Annotated in this window: 16 protein-coding genes; 10 read left to right on the top strand and 6 right to left on the bottom strand. The window is 72.4% G+C overall.

Going from position 1 to position 16,609, the window contains the following annotated elements; all coding sequences use genetic code 11:
* Window positions 1–4 precede the first annotated feature (4 nt).
* Both ACHAAC_RS00835 and ACHAAC_RS00830 read left to right on the top strand, forming a co-directional pair.
* On the top strand, window positions 5–1,480 hold the full coding sequence (locus ACHAAC_RS00835) for a hypothetical protein (protein ID WP_435713961.1): 1,476 nt from the start codon (window positions 5–7) through the stop codon (window positions 1,478–1,480).
* Window positions 1,481–1,520: 40 nt separating this feature from the next.
* A complete protein-coding gene (locus tag ACHAAC_RS00830) occupies window positions 1,521–1,982 on the top strand; it encodes a hypothetical protein (protein WP_435713960.1) in 462 nt (153 codons plus the stop codon).
* Between the two features lie 43 nt (window positions 1,983–2,025).
* Here the strand turns inward: ACHAAC_RS00830 and ACHAAC_RS00825 are convergent, their stop codons facing one another.
* A complete protein-coding gene (locus ACHAAC_RS00825; protein ID WP_435713959.1) occupies window positions 2,026–4,110 on the bottom strand; it encodes a hypothetical protein in 2,085 nt (694 codons plus the stop codon).
* A gap of 180 nt (window positions 4,111–4,290) precedes the next feature.
* Between ACHAAC_RS00825 and ACHAAC_RS00820 the strand changes: the two genes are divergently transcribed.
* Both ACHAAC_RS00820 and ACHAAC_RS00815 read left to right on the top strand, forming a co-directional pair.
* A complete protein-coding gene (locus ACHAAC_RS00820; RefSeq protein ID WP_435713958.1) occupies window positions 4,291–5,028 on the top strand; it encodes a lysophospholipid acyltransferase family protein in 738 nt (245 codons plus the stop codon).
* A complete protein-coding gene (locus ACHAAC_RS00815) occupies window positions 5,028–6,029 on the top strand; it encodes an NAD(P)H-dependent glycerol-3-phosphate dehydrogenase (RefSeq protein WP_435713957.1) in 1,002 nt (333 codons plus the stop codon). Before ACHAAC_RS00820 ends, ACHAAC_RS00815 begins: the two co-directional genes overlap by 1 nt.
* 15 nt (window positions 6,030–6,044) lie before the next feature.
* Here ACHAAC_RS00815 and ACHAAC_RS00810 read toward each other — a convergent pair whose 3' ends face one another.
* The gene (locus tag ACHAAC_RS00810) at window positions 6,045–7,109 is read right to left on the bottom strand and encodes a trans-sulfuration enzyme family protein (RefSeq protein ID WP_435713956.1); all 1,065 of its coding nucleotides are present in this window, start codon (window positions 7,107–7,109) and stop codon (window positions 6,045–6,047) included.
* A 36-nt stretch (window positions 7,110–7,145) separates the two neighbouring features.
* Here ACHAAC_RS00810 and ACHAAC_RS00805 point away from each other — a divergent pair, with 36 nt between their 5' ends.
* On the top strand, window positions 7,146–8,216 hold the full coding sequence (locus ACHAAC_RS00805) for a D-alanine--D-alanine ligase family protein (protein WP_435713955.1): 1,071 nt from the start codon (window positions 7,146–7,148) through the stop codon (window positions 8,214–8,216).
* A 6-nt stretch (window positions 8,217–8,222) separates the two neighbouring features.
* Here ACHAAC_RS00805 and ACHAAC_RS00800 read toward each other — a convergent pair whose 3' ends face one another.
* Complete coding sequence (locus tag ACHAAC_RS00800) at window positions 8,223–8,675, bottom strand: DUF3515 domain-containing protein (RefSeq protein ID WP_435713954.1); 453 nt, start codon at window positions 8,673–8,675, stop codon at window positions 8,223–8,225.
* A gap of 20 nt (window positions 8,676–8,695) precedes the next feature.
* Window positions 8,696–8,932 (bottom strand): Lrp/AsnC family transcriptional regulator, encoded by a 237-nt coding sequence (locus tag ACHAAC_RS00795; protein ID WP_435713953.1) that lies wholly within the window; start codon window positions 8,930–8,932, stop codon window positions 8,696–8,698.
* An 80-nt stretch (window positions 8,933–9,012) separates the two neighbouring features.
* On the opposite strand from ACHAAC_RS00795, the gene ACHAAC_RS00790 reads away from it, so the two are divergent.
* Window positions 9,013–9,996, top strand: a complete 984-nt coding sequence (locus tag ACHAAC_RS00790) for a thiamine-phosphate kinase (RefSeq protein ID WP_435713952.1) — start codon at window positions 9,013–9,015, stop codon at window positions 9,994–9,996.
* A 10-nt stretch (window positions 9,997–10,006) separates the two neighbouring features.
* Here the strand turns inward: ACHAAC_RS00790 and ACHAAC_RS00785 are convergent, their stop codons facing one another.
* Entirely contained in the window at window positions 10,007–11,416 is a 1,410-nt protein-coding gene (locus ACHAAC_RS00785) for an amidase (protein ID WP_435713951.1), read from the bottom strand.
* A 12-nt stretch (window positions 11,417–11,428) separates the two neighbouring features.
* The gene (rpmB, locus tag ACHAAC_RS00780) at window positions 11,429–11,614 is read right to left on the bottom strand and encodes a 50S ribosomal protein L28 (protein WP_375000230.1); all 186 of its coding nucleotides are present in this window, start codon (window positions 11,612–11,614) and stop codon (window positions 11,429–11,431) included.
* Between the two features lie 166 nt (window positions 11,615–11,780).
* On the opposite strand from rpmB, the gene ACHAAC_RS00775 reads away from it, so the two are divergent.
* Genes ACHAAC_RS00775 through coaD form a run of 4 tightly spaced genes read left to right on the top strand, consistent with a single transcriptional unit; the run spans window position 11,781 to window position 16,607 of the window.
* A complete protein-coding gene (locus tag ACHAAC_RS00775; protein WP_435713950.1) occupies window positions 11,781–13,379 on the top strand; it encodes a DAK2 domain-containing protein in 1,599 nt (532 codons plus the stop codon).
* An 8-nt stretch (window positions 13,380–13,387) separates the two neighbouring features.
* On the top strand, window positions 13,388–15,550 hold the full coding sequence (recG, locus tag ACHAAC_RS00770; RefSeq protein ID WP_435713949.1) for an ATP-dependent DNA helicase RecG: 2,163 nt from the start codon (window positions 13,388–13,390) through the stop codon (window positions 15,548–15,550).
* Window positions 15,547–16,131, top strand: coding sequence for a 16S rRNA (guanine(966)-N(2))-methyltransferase RsmD (gene rsmD, locus ACHAAC_RS00765; RefSeq protein ID WP_435713948.1), 585 nt, complete (start codon window positions 15,547–15,549; stop codon window positions 16,129–16,131). The genes recG and rsmD overlap by 4 nt, the downstream gene beginning before the upstream one ends.
* Complete coding sequence (gene coaD / locus ACHAAC_RS00760; protein ID WP_435713947.1) at window positions 16,128–16,607, top strand: pantetheine-phosphate adenylyltransferase; 480 nt, start codon at window positions 16,128–16,130, stop codon at window positions 16,605–16,607. Before rsmD ends, coaD begins: the two co-directional genes overlap by 4 nt.
* The last annotated feature ends 2 nt before the right edge of the window (window positions 16,608–16,609 follow it).

The raw sequence follows: 16,609 nt of genomic DNA, 5'->3' as shown, positions 1-16,609 counted from the left end.
GACCGTGACCCGGGGGACGCTGGCCGGCCGAAGGGTGGCGCTCCTCGCCGCGTCGATCCTGGTGGTGGGCGGCTGCGGTGGCGGCGTGGACGACGACGCGATCGAGGCGCTGAACCAGCTCGAGGGTGTCGAGAGCGCCCGCGCCAGCTGCTACAAGTGGGTCGACTGCGAGGCGAGCGTCGACGTCCGCCCGGACGTCACGCAGGCCGAGCTCGAGGCCGTCCTCGCGGCAGCCCGGGGCACCGACGCCAAGGACATCACCGTCCGCCTCGACCCCGGTGACCCGGACGATGACGAGGGTCCCGGCGCCTCCCTGGAGATGGGTCCGGGTGCCACGGAGGAGCTGGACGGTCCTACGGCATCACTCATGCTCGCCGCGCTGGAGGAGGACCTCGCGTCGCTGCAGATCAGCCGGTACCAGCGCTCCAGTCGGGTCGAGATGAGCAGCGACGGCGCTCGTGCCGACCTCTGGGAGGCGGCCGAGGGCCTGTGGCCGATGGCCGAGCAGCTCTCCCCGGAGTCGATCACGGCCACCAGCACCGGCGACCCCGGTGGTGGCGAGACCATCAGTCGGATCGGCTCCGAGGGGCCGTTCCCCACGGCCGGGGCCGCTCTCGTGCTCGCCCTCGACGGGCAGGACCCCCGCCCGGTCTCGGGCGCCCTCGTGGAGGGTGACGACGTCCTGCTCGGGACGCGGTCGTTGCGGGAGGCCGACGCGCTCGAAGCCGGCCTGGAGGACCTGCCCGAGGCCGAGGGCCTCACCGTGGACGTCGCCGTCACGGACAACGTCGTGGAGTACCAGAACCGCACCACCACCGCGACCGAGCAGGGCAGCGGTGACGATCCCGAGAGCGCCACCGAGGAGCAGCGGCAGTCCGTGCTCCGTGCCTTCGACGAGCGCGACGTGGCCGTCCTGGTCCAGGGGACGACGGTCGTGCTGCGTACGGAGGCCAGTCTTGACCCTCGGCAGGTCCGCCGGGATCTCGCGGAGACCGTGCGTGAGGTTCGTGAGCAGGAGCCCGAGGCGTCGGCGCTCGTCCCCGTGACGGCGGAGCTCGGCGTCGAGCAGACCGTCGAGCTGGGCACGACCGGCAGCCCGGAGCTGGTGGGGCTGGCCGTCGACCTGCTCGAGGAGCAGTCCGTGGTCCCGCTCGGCGTCGGGGCCAAGACGCCGGACGACGACGCCGACCCCCCGGACGACGTCGACGCCACCCTCTTCATCGACGCGGAGGCCGCAACGCTCGACGGGCTCGACGCGCTCGTGGGGGAGGTCGCCACGACGTTCCGGGGGTGGGAGGGCCCCGAGCGATCCTTCGTCGTCGGGGTCACGGCGACGACGCCGGAGGGCCGGAGCCGACAGACGATCGTGCGGGTCGACCGGGAGGCAGACACGTGGGTGCCGTCCAGCGTCGACCGGGGCACGCCCGAGAGCATCCGTGCGGGCATCGGTGCCTGGGAGTCCGCGACGCCGGGTGGCTGAGACGCGCGTTCCATCGTGTCGCACCCTCTATGCTCCCGGCATGGTCGTGGTGGAGCTCAGCTCCGTGGTGCGCGCGCCGACGGACCTCGTCTGGGCCCGGGTCGTGGACCCGGCGGGGATCAACGACGAGCTGATGCCGTGGATGTCGATGACGATGCCCCCCGCCGCACGGCACCTGACCATCGAGACGGTCCAGCTCGGGAGGCCGATCGGTCGGTCGTGGATCAGGCTGCTCGGCGTGCTCCCCGTCGACTACGACGACCTGACGATCGCCGCGCTCGAGCCGGGGCGCTCGTTCCGGGAGGAGTCGACGATGCTCTCGGCGCGCCGCTGGAGGCACGAGCGTTCCCTGGCGCCGGCGGGGGAGGGGGCGACCGTCGTGCACGACCGCCTGACCTTCGAGTCGCGGGTCCCCGGGCGGCTCGCGGCGAGCCTGCACCGCCGTGTGGTCGCTGCGCTCTTCGCGCACCGGCACCGTCGCCTGGCGCGGCACTTCGCCTGACCGAGCGTCCTGAGGCCTCCCGCGAGGCCGCGTCAGCGAGCGCTCAGGGTTGCCGGACGGACGCCGGTGTCCCGGAGCGGAGACGGAACCAGGCCCACACCGTCAGGGACACGACACCGAAGGCACCGAACGTGCCGCTGTAGATGATGCTCTGGCGCGACGCATCGACCCAGGAGTCCGGGAGGGGCACCACGACGAGGACGAACAGGACGAGCGTGAGGGCGTACAGGAGGGCCCACACGGGTCTCGACCAGGTGAGGACCTTGCGCCCCTCGAGGAAGGTGAGGGGCAGCAGGGCGATGACGATCGACCCGATGGTGCCGATGGTGACGGTCGTCAGCACCTCGCGCAGCAGCTCGCCGGTGAAGCTGGTGTCCTCGGTCCCGATCGTGCCGTGCAGAAGCCAGGCGAGCACCCCCAGGCCCAGATAGACGGCGCAGACAGACGCGGAGACCCGCCCCGCCTGCTCGCGGCGCAGACCAGCACCGAACGCCACCGACACCAGCAGGCCGAACAGGATGCCCGGCTGCAGGCCGAGCTGCCGGGAGGCGAGCACGCTGAGAGCGGCGATGAGCAGGAACCCCGGCATCAGCACGAGCCGCGCGGGCACGCCGTACCGGCGACTCCCGACCCAGGCCGACACCAGCGCTCCGGCCCCATTGAGCACGACGAGGGAGAGCAGCACGGCCAGGAAGATCCGTAGGAACACCACCGGGCCGCCCGGGTCCGGCTCCGCCAGGGCGCCGAGCCCCGCCGCGGTCACCAGCACCAGGAGCGGTCCGAGCCACGGGGGCCTGGGTCGCTCGAGCACGGCGGGCAGGCGCGCGCGGATCCGCCGCAGGGGAGCGGGCCAGGCGAACGCCCGGGCGTAGTTCTCGCGCAGGGTGGAGTAGAGCAGCTCGGCCGGGAGGGCCACGAACAGCAGGAACGAGATCGCGGCACCGGCCCCGGCCAGCGCGACGCCGACCGGCAGGTCGAGCACGTCGGACAACGGTCGCAGCCCTGTTCCGTAGCTCGAGGGGCGTCCCCCGGAGGCGGAGCGGTCGCTCCCGGCCGCCTCGGCTCGCGCTGCCTCGGGCTCCTCGCCGCCGCCGCTCGCACCGCTCCCACGGCCGTCATCGCCGTCGGTCGGGACCGGTGGGACGTCGGTGTCCTCGTCGGGTGGTGCCGGCGGACCGTCCGCCGGGGGGTCGACGGGGGCCGGGGACGCCGCCGCCAGAGGTGGGGCCGGCTCGTCCTCGGCGGGTCCGCGGTCGGCAGTCGGCTCCGGGGCCGCAGTGGGCTCCGGCCCGGGGGTGGGTTCCGGCTCCGGTCCAGGCGTGGGTTCCGGCTCAGGTTCCGGCCCGGGCATCCGCTCGACGACGGTCGAACGGAGGCTCGACGCCACCACCCCGTTGGGACCGGGCATGACGGAACGGACCTGCCGCGCGCTGATCTCGTGGGTGCCGACCGTGTCGTCGGGCAGGTCGAAGGTGCAGGACCACTCGCGGCCGTCGCTCGGCTCGTCCGTGCACAGGAGGTCCTCCGGCGACGGCTCGGCCCGGACGCCGCCCTGGAACACCTCGACGGTGAAGCCCGTGGCCCGCGTCCCGCGCAGGGTGACGCTCGAGGTCTCGGTGCTCGTGCTGTCCTCGTCGAGCTCCGGCGGACTGAGGATGTTCACCCCGGACAGAGGTGCGACCTGCGCAGGCTCGTCCGCGCCGAGCGGGATCAACCGGGCCTGCAGGTCGTAGGCGGTGGGCAGCGGACCGCTGTTCAGGGGCACGTAGTGGCAGAGCCAGGAGTCCGTGGGCTCGTCGTACTGCGGTGTGGTGCACAGGGTGAACTCCTCGCCGGTGTCCTCACGCGTGGCGACCACCTCGACGACGAAGCCCTCCACCTCGGGCTCGACCTCGGCTGACCCGCTGAACGCGTAGTCGGATCGAGCGCCCGGGCTGGTGGGCAGGTAGCGACCAGCCTCGCCGACGGGCTGCACCCCGTCGGGATCGTCGAACGTGATCTCCGCGGCGTGGGCCGGGGAGGCGGCCCACGGCCCCATGGTCACGATGGCGGCGAGCACCGCCACCACCAGGAGTCGCGGCAGGGCAGGGCCGATCCCTGCGGTTCGCTGGGCTCGCGTCGCCGTCATGGCTTCGTCCTCGAGGCTCGGGGGCGATGGTCGTGGCGCGGGCGCGGTCATGGACCCGGCCGAGGTCCCACCGTAACCACTATCCGGACTATTTGTCCGCTACTCGGGTGAAGTCAGTCCGGAAGCGTCCCCCAGGGTGGCCGGCAGAGCACGAGCCGTCACTCGGCATAGGCTCGACCCATGCGACACGGCAGGTCTCCCTGGATGATCCGACTCATCGTCCTCGTCCTGCGCCCACTGCTCATGGTCGTCACCAGGCGTGACTGGCAGGGGGCCGCGAACCTGCCCGAGGGCGGCTTCGTGCTGGCGCCGAACCACCTGTCGCACGTGGACCCGATCCTGATCTCGCACTTCATGGTCGACCACGGGATCACGCCGCGGTTCCTGGCCAAGGACACGATCATGCGGGCCAGGGGCGTCGGCTGGGTCCTGCGCAAGGCCGCCCAGATCCCCGTGTACCGCAGCACCGACGGCGCCACCGACTCGATGCGAGCCGCCGTCCAGGCGGTGCGGGACGGCGAGGTCGTGACGATCTACCCGGAGGGCACCATCACGCGTGACCCCGACGTCTGGCCGATGTCGGGCAAGACCGGCGCCGTCCGGGTCGCCCTCGCGGCGGGGATGCCGCTGGTCCCGGTCATGCAGTGGGGCCCCCAGGAGATCCTCTGGCCGTACAGCAAGCGGCTGCGGCTCCTGCCGCGCAGGACGATTCACGTCCGGGTGGGTGACCCGGTCGACCTGGACGACCTGCACGGCAAGGAGCTGACCGAGCCGTTGCTCCGCGAGGCGACCGATCGGCTGATGGACGCCTTGACTGCCATGATGGCCGAGGTGCGCGGCGAGCTGCCGAGTGGCGAGCGCATCGACATCCACACGCTCGCCAAGCCGAGGACGACGTACAAGCCGAAGGAGATCTGATGGCCATCACCGCCGTCATGGGCGCCGGGTCGTGGGGCACGGCGTTCGCGCTCGTCCTCGCCGACGCCGGGAACGAGGTGCGCCTGTGGGGCCGCCGCCCCGAGCTGTGCGAACAGATCAACGACCGTCACGAGAACCCCGACTACCTCCCCGGCATCGAGCTCCCGGCCCAGATCCGGGCCACTGCTGACCCCGCCGAGGCGTTGGCCGGAGCGGAGGTCGTGGTGCTCGCCGTGCCCTCGCAGCAGCTGCGCGGGAACCTCACGGACTGGGGCGGGCACATCGCGGACACGGCGATCATGGTCAGCCTGATGAAGGGGATCGAGCTCGGCACCCACAAGCGGATGAGTGAGGTCATCGCCGAGCTCACCGGAGCCGGCCCGGACCGCATCGCCGTCGTCAGCGGCCCGAACCTCGCCAAGGAGATCGCCGCCCGCGAGCCTGCCGCCAGCGTCGTCGCGTGCGAGGACCGCGCGGTCGCCGAGCAGCTGCAGAAGCTGTGTCACTCCGAGGCCTTCCGGCCGTACACGATCACCGACGTGGTGGGTGCCGAGCTCGGCGGCACGACCAAGAACATCATCGGCCTGGCCGTGGGCGTCTGCCAGGGCCTGGGCTTCGGTGACAACACGAAGGCCTCGGTCATCACCAGGGGGCTCGCGGAGACCGCCCGACTGGGGCAGGCCATCGGCGCCGACCCGGTGACCTTCGCCGGACTCGCCGGCATGGGTGACCTCGTGGCCACGTGCTCGTCGCCGCTGTCGCGCAACCGGACGTTCGGCGAGAAGCTCGGTCGGGGCATGAGTGTCGAGGAGGTCGCCGCGCAGACCCGTCAGGTGGCCGAGGGAGTGAAGTCCTGCCAGTCGGTGAGCGAGCTGGCTGCCCTGCACGGCGTCGACATGCCGATCGTCGAGCACGTCGCCTCCCTCATCGCCGGGACGATGGACCCCGAGCAGCTCGTCAGGGCGCTCATCTCGCGCGAGGCCAAGCCCGAGGTCCGCTGAGCGGTCTACGGGAGATCAGGCCGCTGCCAGCGCGCGCTGGACGTCGGTCCACAGGTCCTCGACGTCCTCGATGCCCACCGACAGCCGGACCAGGTCCTCCGGGACGAGCCTCGGCTCGAGCTCGTGTCGGCGACGACGCTCCCACGTGGACTCCACCCCTCCCAGGCTCGTGGCATAGGTGATGACCTCGCTGGACTCCGTGACCCGCTGCGCGGCGTCCGGGCCCGCCTCGACCTGGAAGGACACGATGGTGCCCCATCCGGGGTAGCGCACGCCCGTCACCCCGGGCAGGCCCTTGAGCCGGTCGGCGAGCTCGCGGGCGTTGTCCTCGGCTCGGTCGAGGCGGACGTGCAGCGTGCGCAGACCGCGTGTGGCCAGCCAGCACTCCAGCGCGCCGGGGGTCCCGCCCATCAGGGTGCGTCGTGCCTCCACGGCCCGGTGGCCGCGCTCGCTGTTGGTGACGACGGCGCCGAGCAGCGCGTCGCTGTGCCCGGCGATGAGCTTGGAGGCCGAGTGGACGACGAAGTCGGCCCCGAGGGCGAGGGGCTTCTGGCGCAGCGGGGTGGCGAAGGTGTTGTCGACGGCCACGGCGGTGCCGCGACGGGCCGTCTCCTGGGTGATGGCCTCGATGTCGGCCACGTCGAGCATGGGGTTCGTGGGGGACTCCAGCCACACCAGGGCGGCGCCCTCCGCCGCCTCCAGCAGCCCTCGGGTGTCGGTGATGTCGACCAGCCGCAGGTCGACCAGCTGACGACGGGCCCGCTGGTGCAGCTGGGCCAGCGTGCCGGAGTACGCGTGCTCGGGGGCGACGACGATGCCGCCGGCGGGGACGAGGTCGAGCACGGCGGTCGTGGCGGCCATGCCGGAGGCGAAGGCCAGTGCACGGCCGCCCTCGAGCGCGCCGAGCACCGCCTCGAACGGCTCCCAGGCGGGGTTGCCCTGACGCGTGTAGTCGGGGCCGTCGCCGGGCACGAGTGCCGTGGCCGGTGCGATCGGGGCGTTGAGGGGCGCTCCGGGAGTGCGGGGAGGGCGCCCGACGCTGACGGCGATGGTCGACGGAGAGAGCTCGGGTCCGTGCATGCCGCCATTGTGCAGGGGCCGATACAGTGAGCGGCCATGAACCCCACGTCTTCCCGGCCCTCGGGACGTCCTCGACTGGCCGTGATCTTCGGTGGTCGCTCCAGTGAGCACCAGGTCTCCTGCCTCACCGCGCGCAACGTGGCCGCCGTGATCGATCGCGAGCGGTACGACGTCGTCCCCGTGGGCATCACCCACGACGGACAGTGGGTCCACGACCCCATGGCGTGGGACGACCTCCCGGACGGAACGCTGCCATCGGTCGACCCCTTCGCCCCGGGCTTCTCCTGGGACGAGCTCCGTGATGTCGACGTCGCCTTCCCGCTGCTGCACGGTCCGTGGGGCGAGGACGGCACGGTGCAGGGCCTGCTGGAGATGGCCGGCGTCCGCTACGTCGGCGCAGGCGTCCTGGCCAGCTCGGTGGGCATGGACAAGCCCTTCACCAAGACCGTGTTCTCCGCCGGTGGTCTGCCCCAGGTCGCGTACGTCACGATCCTTCCCGCGCAGTGGGAGAGCGACCGCGACAAGGTCCTTGCGCGGGTCCGCGCCCTGGGGATGCCGGTCTTCGTCAAGCCAGCCCGCGCGGGGTCCAGCTCCGGCGTGACCAAGGTGGACGACATCGACTTCCTCGTCGATGCCGTCGAGGCGGCCCGCAAGCTCGACCCCAAGGTCATCGTCGAGGCCGCCGCCCGCGGCAAGCGCGAGCTCGAGGTCGGCGTCATCCAGCAGCCCGACGGCACCCCACTGGCCAGCGTCGTCGGGGAGGTCGTGCAGCAGCAGGACTCCCCCCACGACTTCTACGACTTCGAGGCCAAGTACCTCGACGGCACGAGCAGCAACGTGGTGCCGGCCGACGTCTCCGCCACGGTGGCCGAGCAGGTGCGGGCCTATGGCGTGCAGGCCTTCCGTGCCCTCGGGTGCGAGGGACTGGCGCGGGTGGACTTCTTCCTCACCGATGACGGGATCGTCATCAACGAGATCAACACCATGCCGGGGTTCACCTCGACGTCGATGTTCCCCGTGCTGTGGGACGCCAGCGGCATCGACTATGCCGAGCTGGTGGGCCGACTGGTCGACCTGGCGATGGCGCGCGACGTCGGCCTGCGCTGAGCGAGGTCAGACGCAGGGTTGCTCCACCGGGACGTGCTTCTCGATGCTCTCCGCGAGGTCGACCAGGACGTCGGCCGCCGGCTGGACCCCCGCAGGCACCTCGACGCTCACGAAGGCCGCGCGGCCGATCGTCGTGAACAGCCGCCCGTCGGCCGTCGGCTCCTCGAACCACCCGACGCCCTCGACCTCGTCACAGCGTGAGGCCGCGGTGAGGTCCTCGGGCTGCTCGACCCCACAGCGAAGGATGACGGGATCCTCGCCCCAGACCGCTGCCGGCACGTCCTGGGCCACCTCGCCGCGGTCCTGCCCGGCGACGTCGGGCGGCAGGTCCGCCAGCAGCATGTCGCACGTGTCCTCGGTGCCGGGCTCGCGAGGATAGGCGTCGACGAGCACCCCGGCGCTGCACCCGGTGAGCAGGAGGGTCAGGACGGCCGCGAGACCCGCGGCGACGGCACGCACGAACCGGTCAGGTCGCGACGTCAGATCTTGACCACAGGGCAAGTCAGGGTCCGGGTGATCCCCGGCACGGCCTGGATGGTGGAGACGACGAGGTTCCCCAGCTCGTCCATGCTCGGGCCCTCGGCGCGGACGATCACGTCGTAGGGGCCGGTGACGTCCTCGGAGTGCAGGACCCCGCTGATCGCCGCGATCTGCTCGGCGACCTCCGCGGCCTTGCCCACCTCGGTCTGGACGAGGATGTATGCCTGGACCGTCATGCGACCTCCTGCTCGGGAACCTCGGGACACGCTACTAGAAGGGTGACCCGCCATGGGGCCGCCTGCGCGAGAATGGCGGCATGCAGAACCTGGGTGAAGACGCGAGCGACCCGTCCGACGAGGGAACGGTGGGCGCACTCGGCGAGTTCGGCCTGATCGACCTGGTCCGAGCGCAGGCCGGCACGAGCCGGCAGGTGCTGATCGGCCCCGGGGACGATGCCGCCCACCTGGACACCCGCACGGGCCACGTCCTGGTCTCCACGGACCTGCTCGTGGAGCATCGGCACTTCCGCCGCGACTGGGCCACTGCCGAGCAGGTCGGTCGCCGCGCCGCTGCCAGCAACCTCTCCGACATCAATGCGATGGGAGGAGTCGCCACGGCCCTGACGGTCGGTCTCGCCCTCCCGGCCGACCTCCCGACGGCGTGGGTGGTCGACCTCGCGCGCGGCTTCGAGCTGGAGTGCTCGAAGGTCGGGGCGCACGTCATCGGTGGTGACATGACCGCGGCCGACGCCATCGTCGTCGCCGTGACGGCCCTGGGAGAGTCCAGCAGCCCCATCACCCGGGGCGGCGCGGCACCTGGTGACACCGTGGCGCTCGCCGGGCGGCTCGGCTGGTCCGCCGCGGGCCTGGCGGCGCTGAGCCGAGGCTTCAGGTCTCCCCGCAGCGTCGTCGACGCACACCTGGTGCCCGACCCGCCGTACGCCGCGGGCCCAGCGGCCGCGGCCGCCGGAGCCACGGCGATGATCGACGTCAGCGACGGCCTGCTCGCCGACCTCGGCCACCTTGCCGTGGCCAGTGGCGTCGACATCGAGCTCGACTCCGGCACGCTGGAGGTGGGCGAGCCGGTGGAGACCGTGGCGGGCGCGCTGGGTCGTGAGGCCATGGACTTCGTGCTCACGGGGGGCGAGGACTTCGCACTCGTCGCAACGTTCTCCCACCGCAGCGTGCTGCCCGAGGGCTGGCGGCCGATCGGCAGGGTCGTGGAGTCCGGCGGCGCGCCCCGGGTCCTCGTGGACGGCGAGGAGCATCAGGGCGACGGCGGCCACCGGCACTGGGCCTGAGCCTCGGCGCTCAGTCCTGGATGCGGGCGAACGGTCGGGCGTCCTCGAGCTCGTAGGCGATCTCGAGCAGCGTGCGCTCGTCGCCGTGGAACGCCGAGAGGTGGATGCCGAGGGGCAGGCCCGCGTCGGTGGTCGCCAGGGGCAGGGAGATGCCCGGAGCCCCGCAGGCGTTGTGCAGCGGCGTGTAGGCCACGTAGCGCACCAGGCGCTCGAACATCTCGGGGAAGGGGACCGTCGGTGAGAGGTGACCGAGCCTGGGGGTGACGTGCCCCAGGACGGGGGACAGGGCGAGGTCGAGGCCGGCTGCTGCCAGGTGCTGCCGGTAGACCTGCTCGGACCGCTTGAGGGTCCGCAGGGCGCCGGGCGTGCGCCAGGCGTTGCGCAGGAACCGCCCGGAGAGCCACTGGGTCAAGGGGTCGGTCCGGTCGGCGTCGAACTGCGGGTGCATGACGCGCTTGCCGAAGCGGTGCGTCGAGAAGGCCAGGAGCGACCAGTAGTGGGTGAAGGCGTCCTTGAAGGAGTCCATGACCGGCAGGTCGATCTCGACGACCTCGTGCCCGAGCTCTTGCAGCAGCGTCGCGGTGGCGAGCACGGTATCGCGGGTCTGCGCGTCCGGCGGCCCGACGAGGGAGTCCATGACCAGTCCGATGCGCAGGCGACGCGACGACGGCCCCTCCACCAGGCCGACGTGCGGCAGGTGGGGTGCGGGCCGGTGCTCCTCGGCGGCGGCGAGGAACGCGGCCGTGTCGCGCACGGAGCGGGTGACGACGCCGTTGCTGACGATGTCGACCGGCATGGTCGCGGCCTCGGCGGCCTGGGCCATCCGATCGCGGGTGGGCTTGAGCCCGACGAGTCCACAGGCCGCCGCCGGGATGCGGATGGACCCGCCACCGTCGTTGGCGTGAGCGATCGGCAGGACGCCGGAGGCGACCAGGGCTGCGGCGCCACCCGACGACGCTCCGCTGGAGAACTCCGGGTCCCACGGGTTGCGCGTGGGCGGGAGGTGCTCGAACTCCGTGGTGGCGTTGAAGCCGAACTCCGGCATCGTCGACTTGCCCAGGACCACCAGGCCCGTCGACCGCAGCTGGGTGGTGAACGCCGCGTCGGTCTCCGCTGCGGTGGCGGGCACGGCCAGCGAGCCCTGGCGGGTGGGGAGTCCTGCGACGTCCGTGTTGTCCTTGACGACGCTGGGCACGCCCCCGAGTCGGCCGCGCGGCGCAGTGTCGGCCCGGGTGAGTGCACGCTCGAAGTCGCGCACCACGAAGCCGTTCAGCTCCGCATCCACCGCCTCGGCGCGCACGATCGCGGCCTCCGTGGCCTCGCGGGCCGAGAGGGACCCCGCACGAATGCGTTCGGCGACCCCGACAGCGTCGAGGTCGCCGAGAGCGTCGTCGCCGAAGGCGTGGACGCGGGGGCTCACCGGATCAGCCGGTCAGCGCGAGACCTTGCCGGCCTTCAGGCACGACGTGCAGACGTTGACCCGCTGCGGCGTGCCGTCGATGACGGCGCGGACCCGCTGGATGTTCGGGTCGAAACGACGCTTCGTGCGCCGGTGCGAGTGCGAGACGTTGTGGCCGAAGCCCGGTCCCTTGCTGCACACATCACAGACCGCTGCCACGGCGACCACTCCTGAGAATCTTCTGGTGAACGAAAAGAATGTTGGTGCCGCACGACGTCACGCCGCGGGGCAACCGCACCAGAATAGCCGATGGCCCCCGCCGGGAGCGAATCGCCCGGTGACGCGCTCGTCACCGTTGGCCGGGGACGGACGATAATCTTCGGCCATGGTCCTGCGTCTGCGTACCGACGCCTTCCGCGCCTGGACGCGGTTGTGCGTCGAAGCCCTCTCGCGGACCCGTGCCGAGATCGACGCGTTGAACGTCTTCCCGGTGCCCGACAGCGACACCGGGACGAACTCCTACCTCACGGTCGTGGCGGGAGCCGAGGCCGTCGCGGCGCTCGATGACGACACGGCCCTGCCGGACCTGGTCCGTGCCTACACCGACGGCGTGCTCACCGGCGCCAAGGGCAACTCCGGCGTCATCTTGTCGCAGCTGGTGCGTGCCTCGTTCCGCTCCTTCGACCTCGACGCCCCGGTGGAGGCAGCGGACGTGGCGGCCGCCTTCTCCGCCGCGTCGCGGGCCGCGCACGCCGCCGTGGGCGAGCCGGTGGAGGGCACGATCCTCTCGGTCGCCGCCGCGGCGGCCGAGGGCGCCCAGGAGGCTGCGGACGAGGGCCAGTCGGGCCGCCGGGCGTTCGCCCGGGCGGCCAGGGCGGCCCGGGAGGCGTTGCAGCGCACGCCCCAGCAGATGGAGCGGCTGGCTCGCGCCGGCGTCGTCGACGCGGGCGGGCGGGCGCTCGTCGTCGTGCTCGACGCCACCGAGCAGGCGCTCACCGGCCGTGCCCCCGAGCCGGTGCGCACGCACCTGCCGATCCCCGTGGCGGCGGCCGGCGACGACCTCGTCGACGGAGGGCCGGCCTATGAGGTCATGTATCTCCTGGAGGCCGACGACGACGCCGTCCCGGCACTGCGCGAGGCCCTGCAGCCACTCGGGGACTCCCTCGTCGTGGTGGGTGGTGAACGGCTCTGGAACGTCCACGTGCACGTCGACGACGTCGGCGCCGCCATCGAGGCCGGGATGGCTGCGGGCCGGCCCTACCGGGTCGCCGTCACGCACTTCGCCGACCAGATCGCTCGCCAGGGTGAGGCGGGGCGCGCGCGTGGTCGTGCCGTCGTGGTCGCCACGACCGGTGCAGGGATGTCTGCGCTGTGCCGCGAGTGCGGTGCGGACGTCCTGGAGTTCACCCGGGCCGCTCCGCTGGCCTTCGCCCGCATGGCTGCGGCCCTGCGGGAGGCGGGGGCCGACGAGGTCATCGTGCTGCCCAACAACCAGCGCTACGTCGGCCTGTTCGAGGCGGCCGCCCGTGAGGCCCGCGAGAGCGGCATCCGGGTCGCCGTCATCCCGACGCACGCCCAGGTGCAGGGCCTCGCGGCCCTGGCCGTGCACGACGCGGGACGCGGCTTCGACGAGGACGTCGTCGCGATGTCCAGCGCCGCGGCCGCCACGAGTCACGGGGCGGTCACCGTCGCCACCGAGCCCGGCATGACGATGGCAGGACCGTGCCGGGCCGGTGACGCCCTCGGTGTCGTCGCGGGGGACTTCGCGTTCGTGGGCCAGGACCTCGCCTCGGTGGCCGGGCAGGTGCTCGAGCGGCTCATGTCGCCCAGCGCCGAGCTGGTCACCTTGGTGCTGGGCGAGGGTGCAGACCCCGTGCTGGCCGCCACCCTGGAGCAGCGGCTGCGTGACGAGCGGGTCGACGTCGACGTCATGGTCTACGAGGGCGGGCAGGAGAACTACCCGCTCTTCGTCGCGGTGGAGTGAGCCCCACGATGTCCCCCGCCATGAGCCCAGCCGTCACTCCTGCCACGAGGCTCCGATCGGTCGTGGGCGACAAGACCGCCAAGCCCCTCGCGGCCTCGCTCGGCCTGGAGCTCGTCGACGACCTCCTGCGGCACTACCCCCGTCGCTACCTCTCGCTCGGAGAGCTGAGTGACCTCTCGGGCCTGCGCGTCGGTCAGTACGCCACCGTCATGGCCGAGGTCGTGTCGGCGCAGAACCGGTCCTTCGGGCCGGGAGGGCGGCGCACCAGGACTGAGGTCGTCGTCACCGACGGCACGGCCACGCTGTCGCTGACGTTCTTCCAGCAGGTGTGGCGGCTGCGGCAGCTCACCCCGGGCACCGTGGGCCTGTTCGCCGGCGAGGTCGGGGAGTTCCGGAACCGGTTGCAGCTGACCAACCCGATGTTCGAGCCGATCGAGGGGGAGGACGGCCCCGGCGAGGACAGTCGGATGGCCCGCGGCATCATCCCCATCTACCCGGCCAGCGGCAAGGTCTCGTCCGTCGCCCTGGAGCGGGCCGTGGCCCAGGTCCTGGCCGTCACCGACCTCGAGGAGGACCCCCTCCCGCAGGCCGTGCGTGAGGCGCGGGGACTGCCGGGGTCGGTGGAGGCCTTCGAGCACGTGCACCGCCCGCGCTCGGCGGAGCAGTGGCAGCGGGCCCGCGACCGGTTCCGCTTCGAGGAGGCGTTCGTGCTGCAGACCGTCTTCGCGCAGCGCCGCCACGCCGTCCGTCAGGACGACGCCGCCGCCCGACCCGGAACGTCCGACGGGATCCGGGACCGCTTCGTCGAGCGGCTGCCGTTCCGGCTCACCGACGGCCAGCAGCACGTGGTCGACGAGATCACCGCGGACCTGGCGCGCACCCACCCCATGCACCGGCTCCTGCAGGGCGAGGTGGGATCGGGCAAGACGATCGTCGCGCTCATCGCCATGCTGCAGGTCGTCGACAGCGGTGGGCAGGCTGCGCTGCTGGCCCCCACCGAGGTGCTGGCGGCCCAGCACCACCGGGCCATCACCGCGATGCTCGGCGGCCTGGCGCACGCGGGGATGCTGGGCGGCGAGGAGGGCGCCACCCGGGTCCGGCTCCTGACCGGGTCGATGTCCGCTGCAGGGCGCCGCGAGGCGTTGCTCGACGCGGCATCAGGGGCGGCGGGCATCGTCATCGGCACCCACGCGCTGATCCAGGACCACGTCCAGCTGGCGGACCTCGGCCTCCTCGTGGTCGACGAGCAGCACCGGTTCGGCGTCGAGCAGCGCGCCGCCCTGACCGATCGCGCTACCTCCCGCCCGCACGTGCTGGTGATGACCGCGACGCCCATCCCACGGACCGTCGCCATGACGGTCTTCGGCGACCTGGAGACCTCCACGCTGCGCGAGCTGCCCGCCGGACGACAGCCGATCCAGACCAACGTCGTCCCCGTCGCGGAGCGGCCCGCCTGGCTGGAGCGAGCCTGGGAGCGGGTCCGCGAGGAGGTGGCCAAGGGACGCCAGGCCTACGTCGTCGTCTCGCGCATCGGGACGGCCGAGGACGGGTCGCCCGCCGAGACGCGCTCGCTCGTCGACGTCCACGCCGAGCTCTCCGCCGGCCCGCTGCGTGAGCTGCGGGTCGAGGTCCTGCACGGACGGTTGTCCTCGGAGGAGAAGGACGCTACGATGTCAGCCTTCGCTCGGGGCGAGGTCGACGTCCTCGTCGCCACCACGGTCGTGGAGGTCGGCGTCGACGTCCCCAACGCCACCGTCATGGTCGTCCTCGACGCCGACCGCTTCGGCATCTCCCAGCTGCACCAGCTGCGCGGCCGGGTGGGTCGCGGCCGGGAGCCGGGCCTGTGCCTGCTGGTCACCACGGCAGACGCCGAGTCCCTCGCCGCTGAACGCCTGCGTGCCGTGGCGGGCACCACCGACGGCTTCGAGCTCTCCCGGCTGGACGCGGAGCTGCGGCGCGAGGGCGACGTGCTGGGTGCCAGCCAGTCCGGCCTGCGCTCGGGCCTGCGGCTGCTGTCGGTCGTCAAGGACGAGAAGGTCATCGCCGACGCCAAGACGGTGGCCGACGAGGTGGTCGAGTCCGACCCCACGCTGACCGGACTCCCGGCGCTGGCCGATGCCGTCCGTCGTCTGGAGCAGACCCAGCAGGCCGACTACCTGGAACGCACATGACCCGGATCATCGCGGGGGAGTGGGGCGGTCGCCGGCTGCGGACCCCCGCCGGCGACGGCACGCGTCCGACGTCGGACCGCGTGCGGGAGTCACAGTTCTCCTCGCTCACCTCGATGCTGGGCGGCTTCGAGGGCGTCCGCGTGCTCGACCTCTACGCCGGGTCCGGCGCGCTGGCCCTCGAGGCGCTCTCTCGGGGAGCCGCCTCGGCCGACCTCGTGGAGTCCGACGCCCGGGCGGCTGCCGTCGCGGCGGGCAACGTCCGCTCCCTCGGTGCCGCCGCCACCGTCCACCGCACGACGGCGCAACGGTTCGTGGCCGGCCACGCGGACGTCACCTGGCACCTCGTGCTGCTCGATCCGCCCTACGCCGTGTCGACCGCCGAGGTGGTGGCGCTGCTCGGCGACCTCCCCGCGCACCTGGACCCGGACGCGGTGGTGGTCGTCGAGCGATCGGCCCGTGACCCGTTGTCCTGGCCCTCCGGGCTGGAGGCCCTCCGGGACAAGACCTACGGGGAGACCGCGCTTTGGTACGGTCGGCCCGTCCTCGAGCCTCCCTCCGACGAGCACAGGAGCACCCCGTGACCAAGGTCGTCTGTCCAGGATCCTTCGACCCCGTCACCAACGGCCACCTCGACATCGTCGAGCGTGCGGCCCGGCTCTTCGACGAGGTCGTCGTGGCGGTGCTGGTGAACCAGAGCAAGAAGAGCCTGTTCACCGTCGACGAGCGGCAGGCCATGCTGGGCCGGGCGACGGACCACTTGCCCAACGTCTCGATCGGGTCGTTCGAGGGGCTGCTGGTGGACTACTGCACCGAGAACGGCATCAGTGCGATCGTCAAGGGCCTGCGCGCGGTCTCCGACTTCGACTACGAGCTGCAGATGGCGCAGATGAACGGCAGCCTCACCGACGTCGACACGGTCTTCATCCCCACGAGCCCGGAGTACTCCTTCCTGGCCTCGAGCCTGGTCAAGGAGGTCGCCAAGGGTGGCGGCGACGTCTCCACCCTGGTGCCGGGATTCGTCCTGGAGCAGATGACCGAGGCCTTCCGCCGCGCCTGATC

The sequence above is a fragment of the Aeromicrobium sp. CF4.19 genome, assembly GCF_051262555.1.
Classification (GTDB): domain Bacteria; phylum Actinomycetota; class Actinomycetes; order Propionibacteriales; family Nocardioidaceae; genus Aeromicrobium.
The sequence above is the reverse complement of the archived record's forward strand: the minus strand, read 5'-3'. Positions and strand labels throughout refer to the sequence as shown.

Coding starts and splice junctions, on each gene's coding strand:
- ACHAAC_RS00830 (WP_435713960.1), top strand. CDS start 1,521: ATGGTCGTGGTGGAGCTCAGCTCCGTGGTGCGCGCGCCGACGGACCTC.
- ACHAAC_RS00825 (WP_435713959.1), bottom strand. CDS start 4,110: ATGACGGCGACGCGAGCCCAGCGAACCGCAGGGATCGGCCCTGCCCTG.
- ACHAAC_RS00820 (WP_435713958.1), top strand. CDS start 4,291: ATGCGACACGGCAGGTCTCCCTGGATGATCCGACTCATCGTCCTCGTC.
- ACHAAC_RS00815 (WP_435713957.1), top strand. CDS start 5,028: ATGGCCATCACCGCCGTCATGGGCGCCGGGTCGTGGGGCACGGCGTTC.
- ACHAAC_RS00810 (WP_435713956.1), bottom strand. CDS start 7,109: ATGCACGGACCCGAGCTCTCTCCGTCGACCATCGCCGTCAGCGTCGGG.
- ACHAAC_RS00805 (WP_435713955.1), top strand. CDS start 7,146: ATGAACCCCACGTCTTCCCGGCCCTCGGGACGTCCTCGACTGGCCGTG.
- ACHAAC_RS00795 (WP_435713953.1), bottom strand. CDS start 8,932: ATGACGGTCCAGGCATACATCCTCGTCCAGACCGAGGTGGGCAAGGCC.
- ACHAAC_RS00790 (WP_435713952.1), top strand. CDS start 9,013: ATGCAGAACCTGGGTGAAGACGCGAGCGACCCGTCCGACGAGGGAACG.
- ACHAAC_RS00775 (WP_435713950.1), top strand. CDS start 11,781: ATGGTCCTGCGTCTGCGTACCGACGCCTTCCGCGCCTGGACGCGGTTG.
- recG (WP_435713949.1), top strand. CDS start 13,388: ATGTCCCCCGCCATGAGCCCAGCCGTCACTCCTGCCACGAGGCTCCGA.
- rsmD (WP_435713948.1), top strand. CDS start 15,547: ATGACCCGGATCATCGCGGGGGAGTGGGGCGGTCGCCGGCTGCGGACC.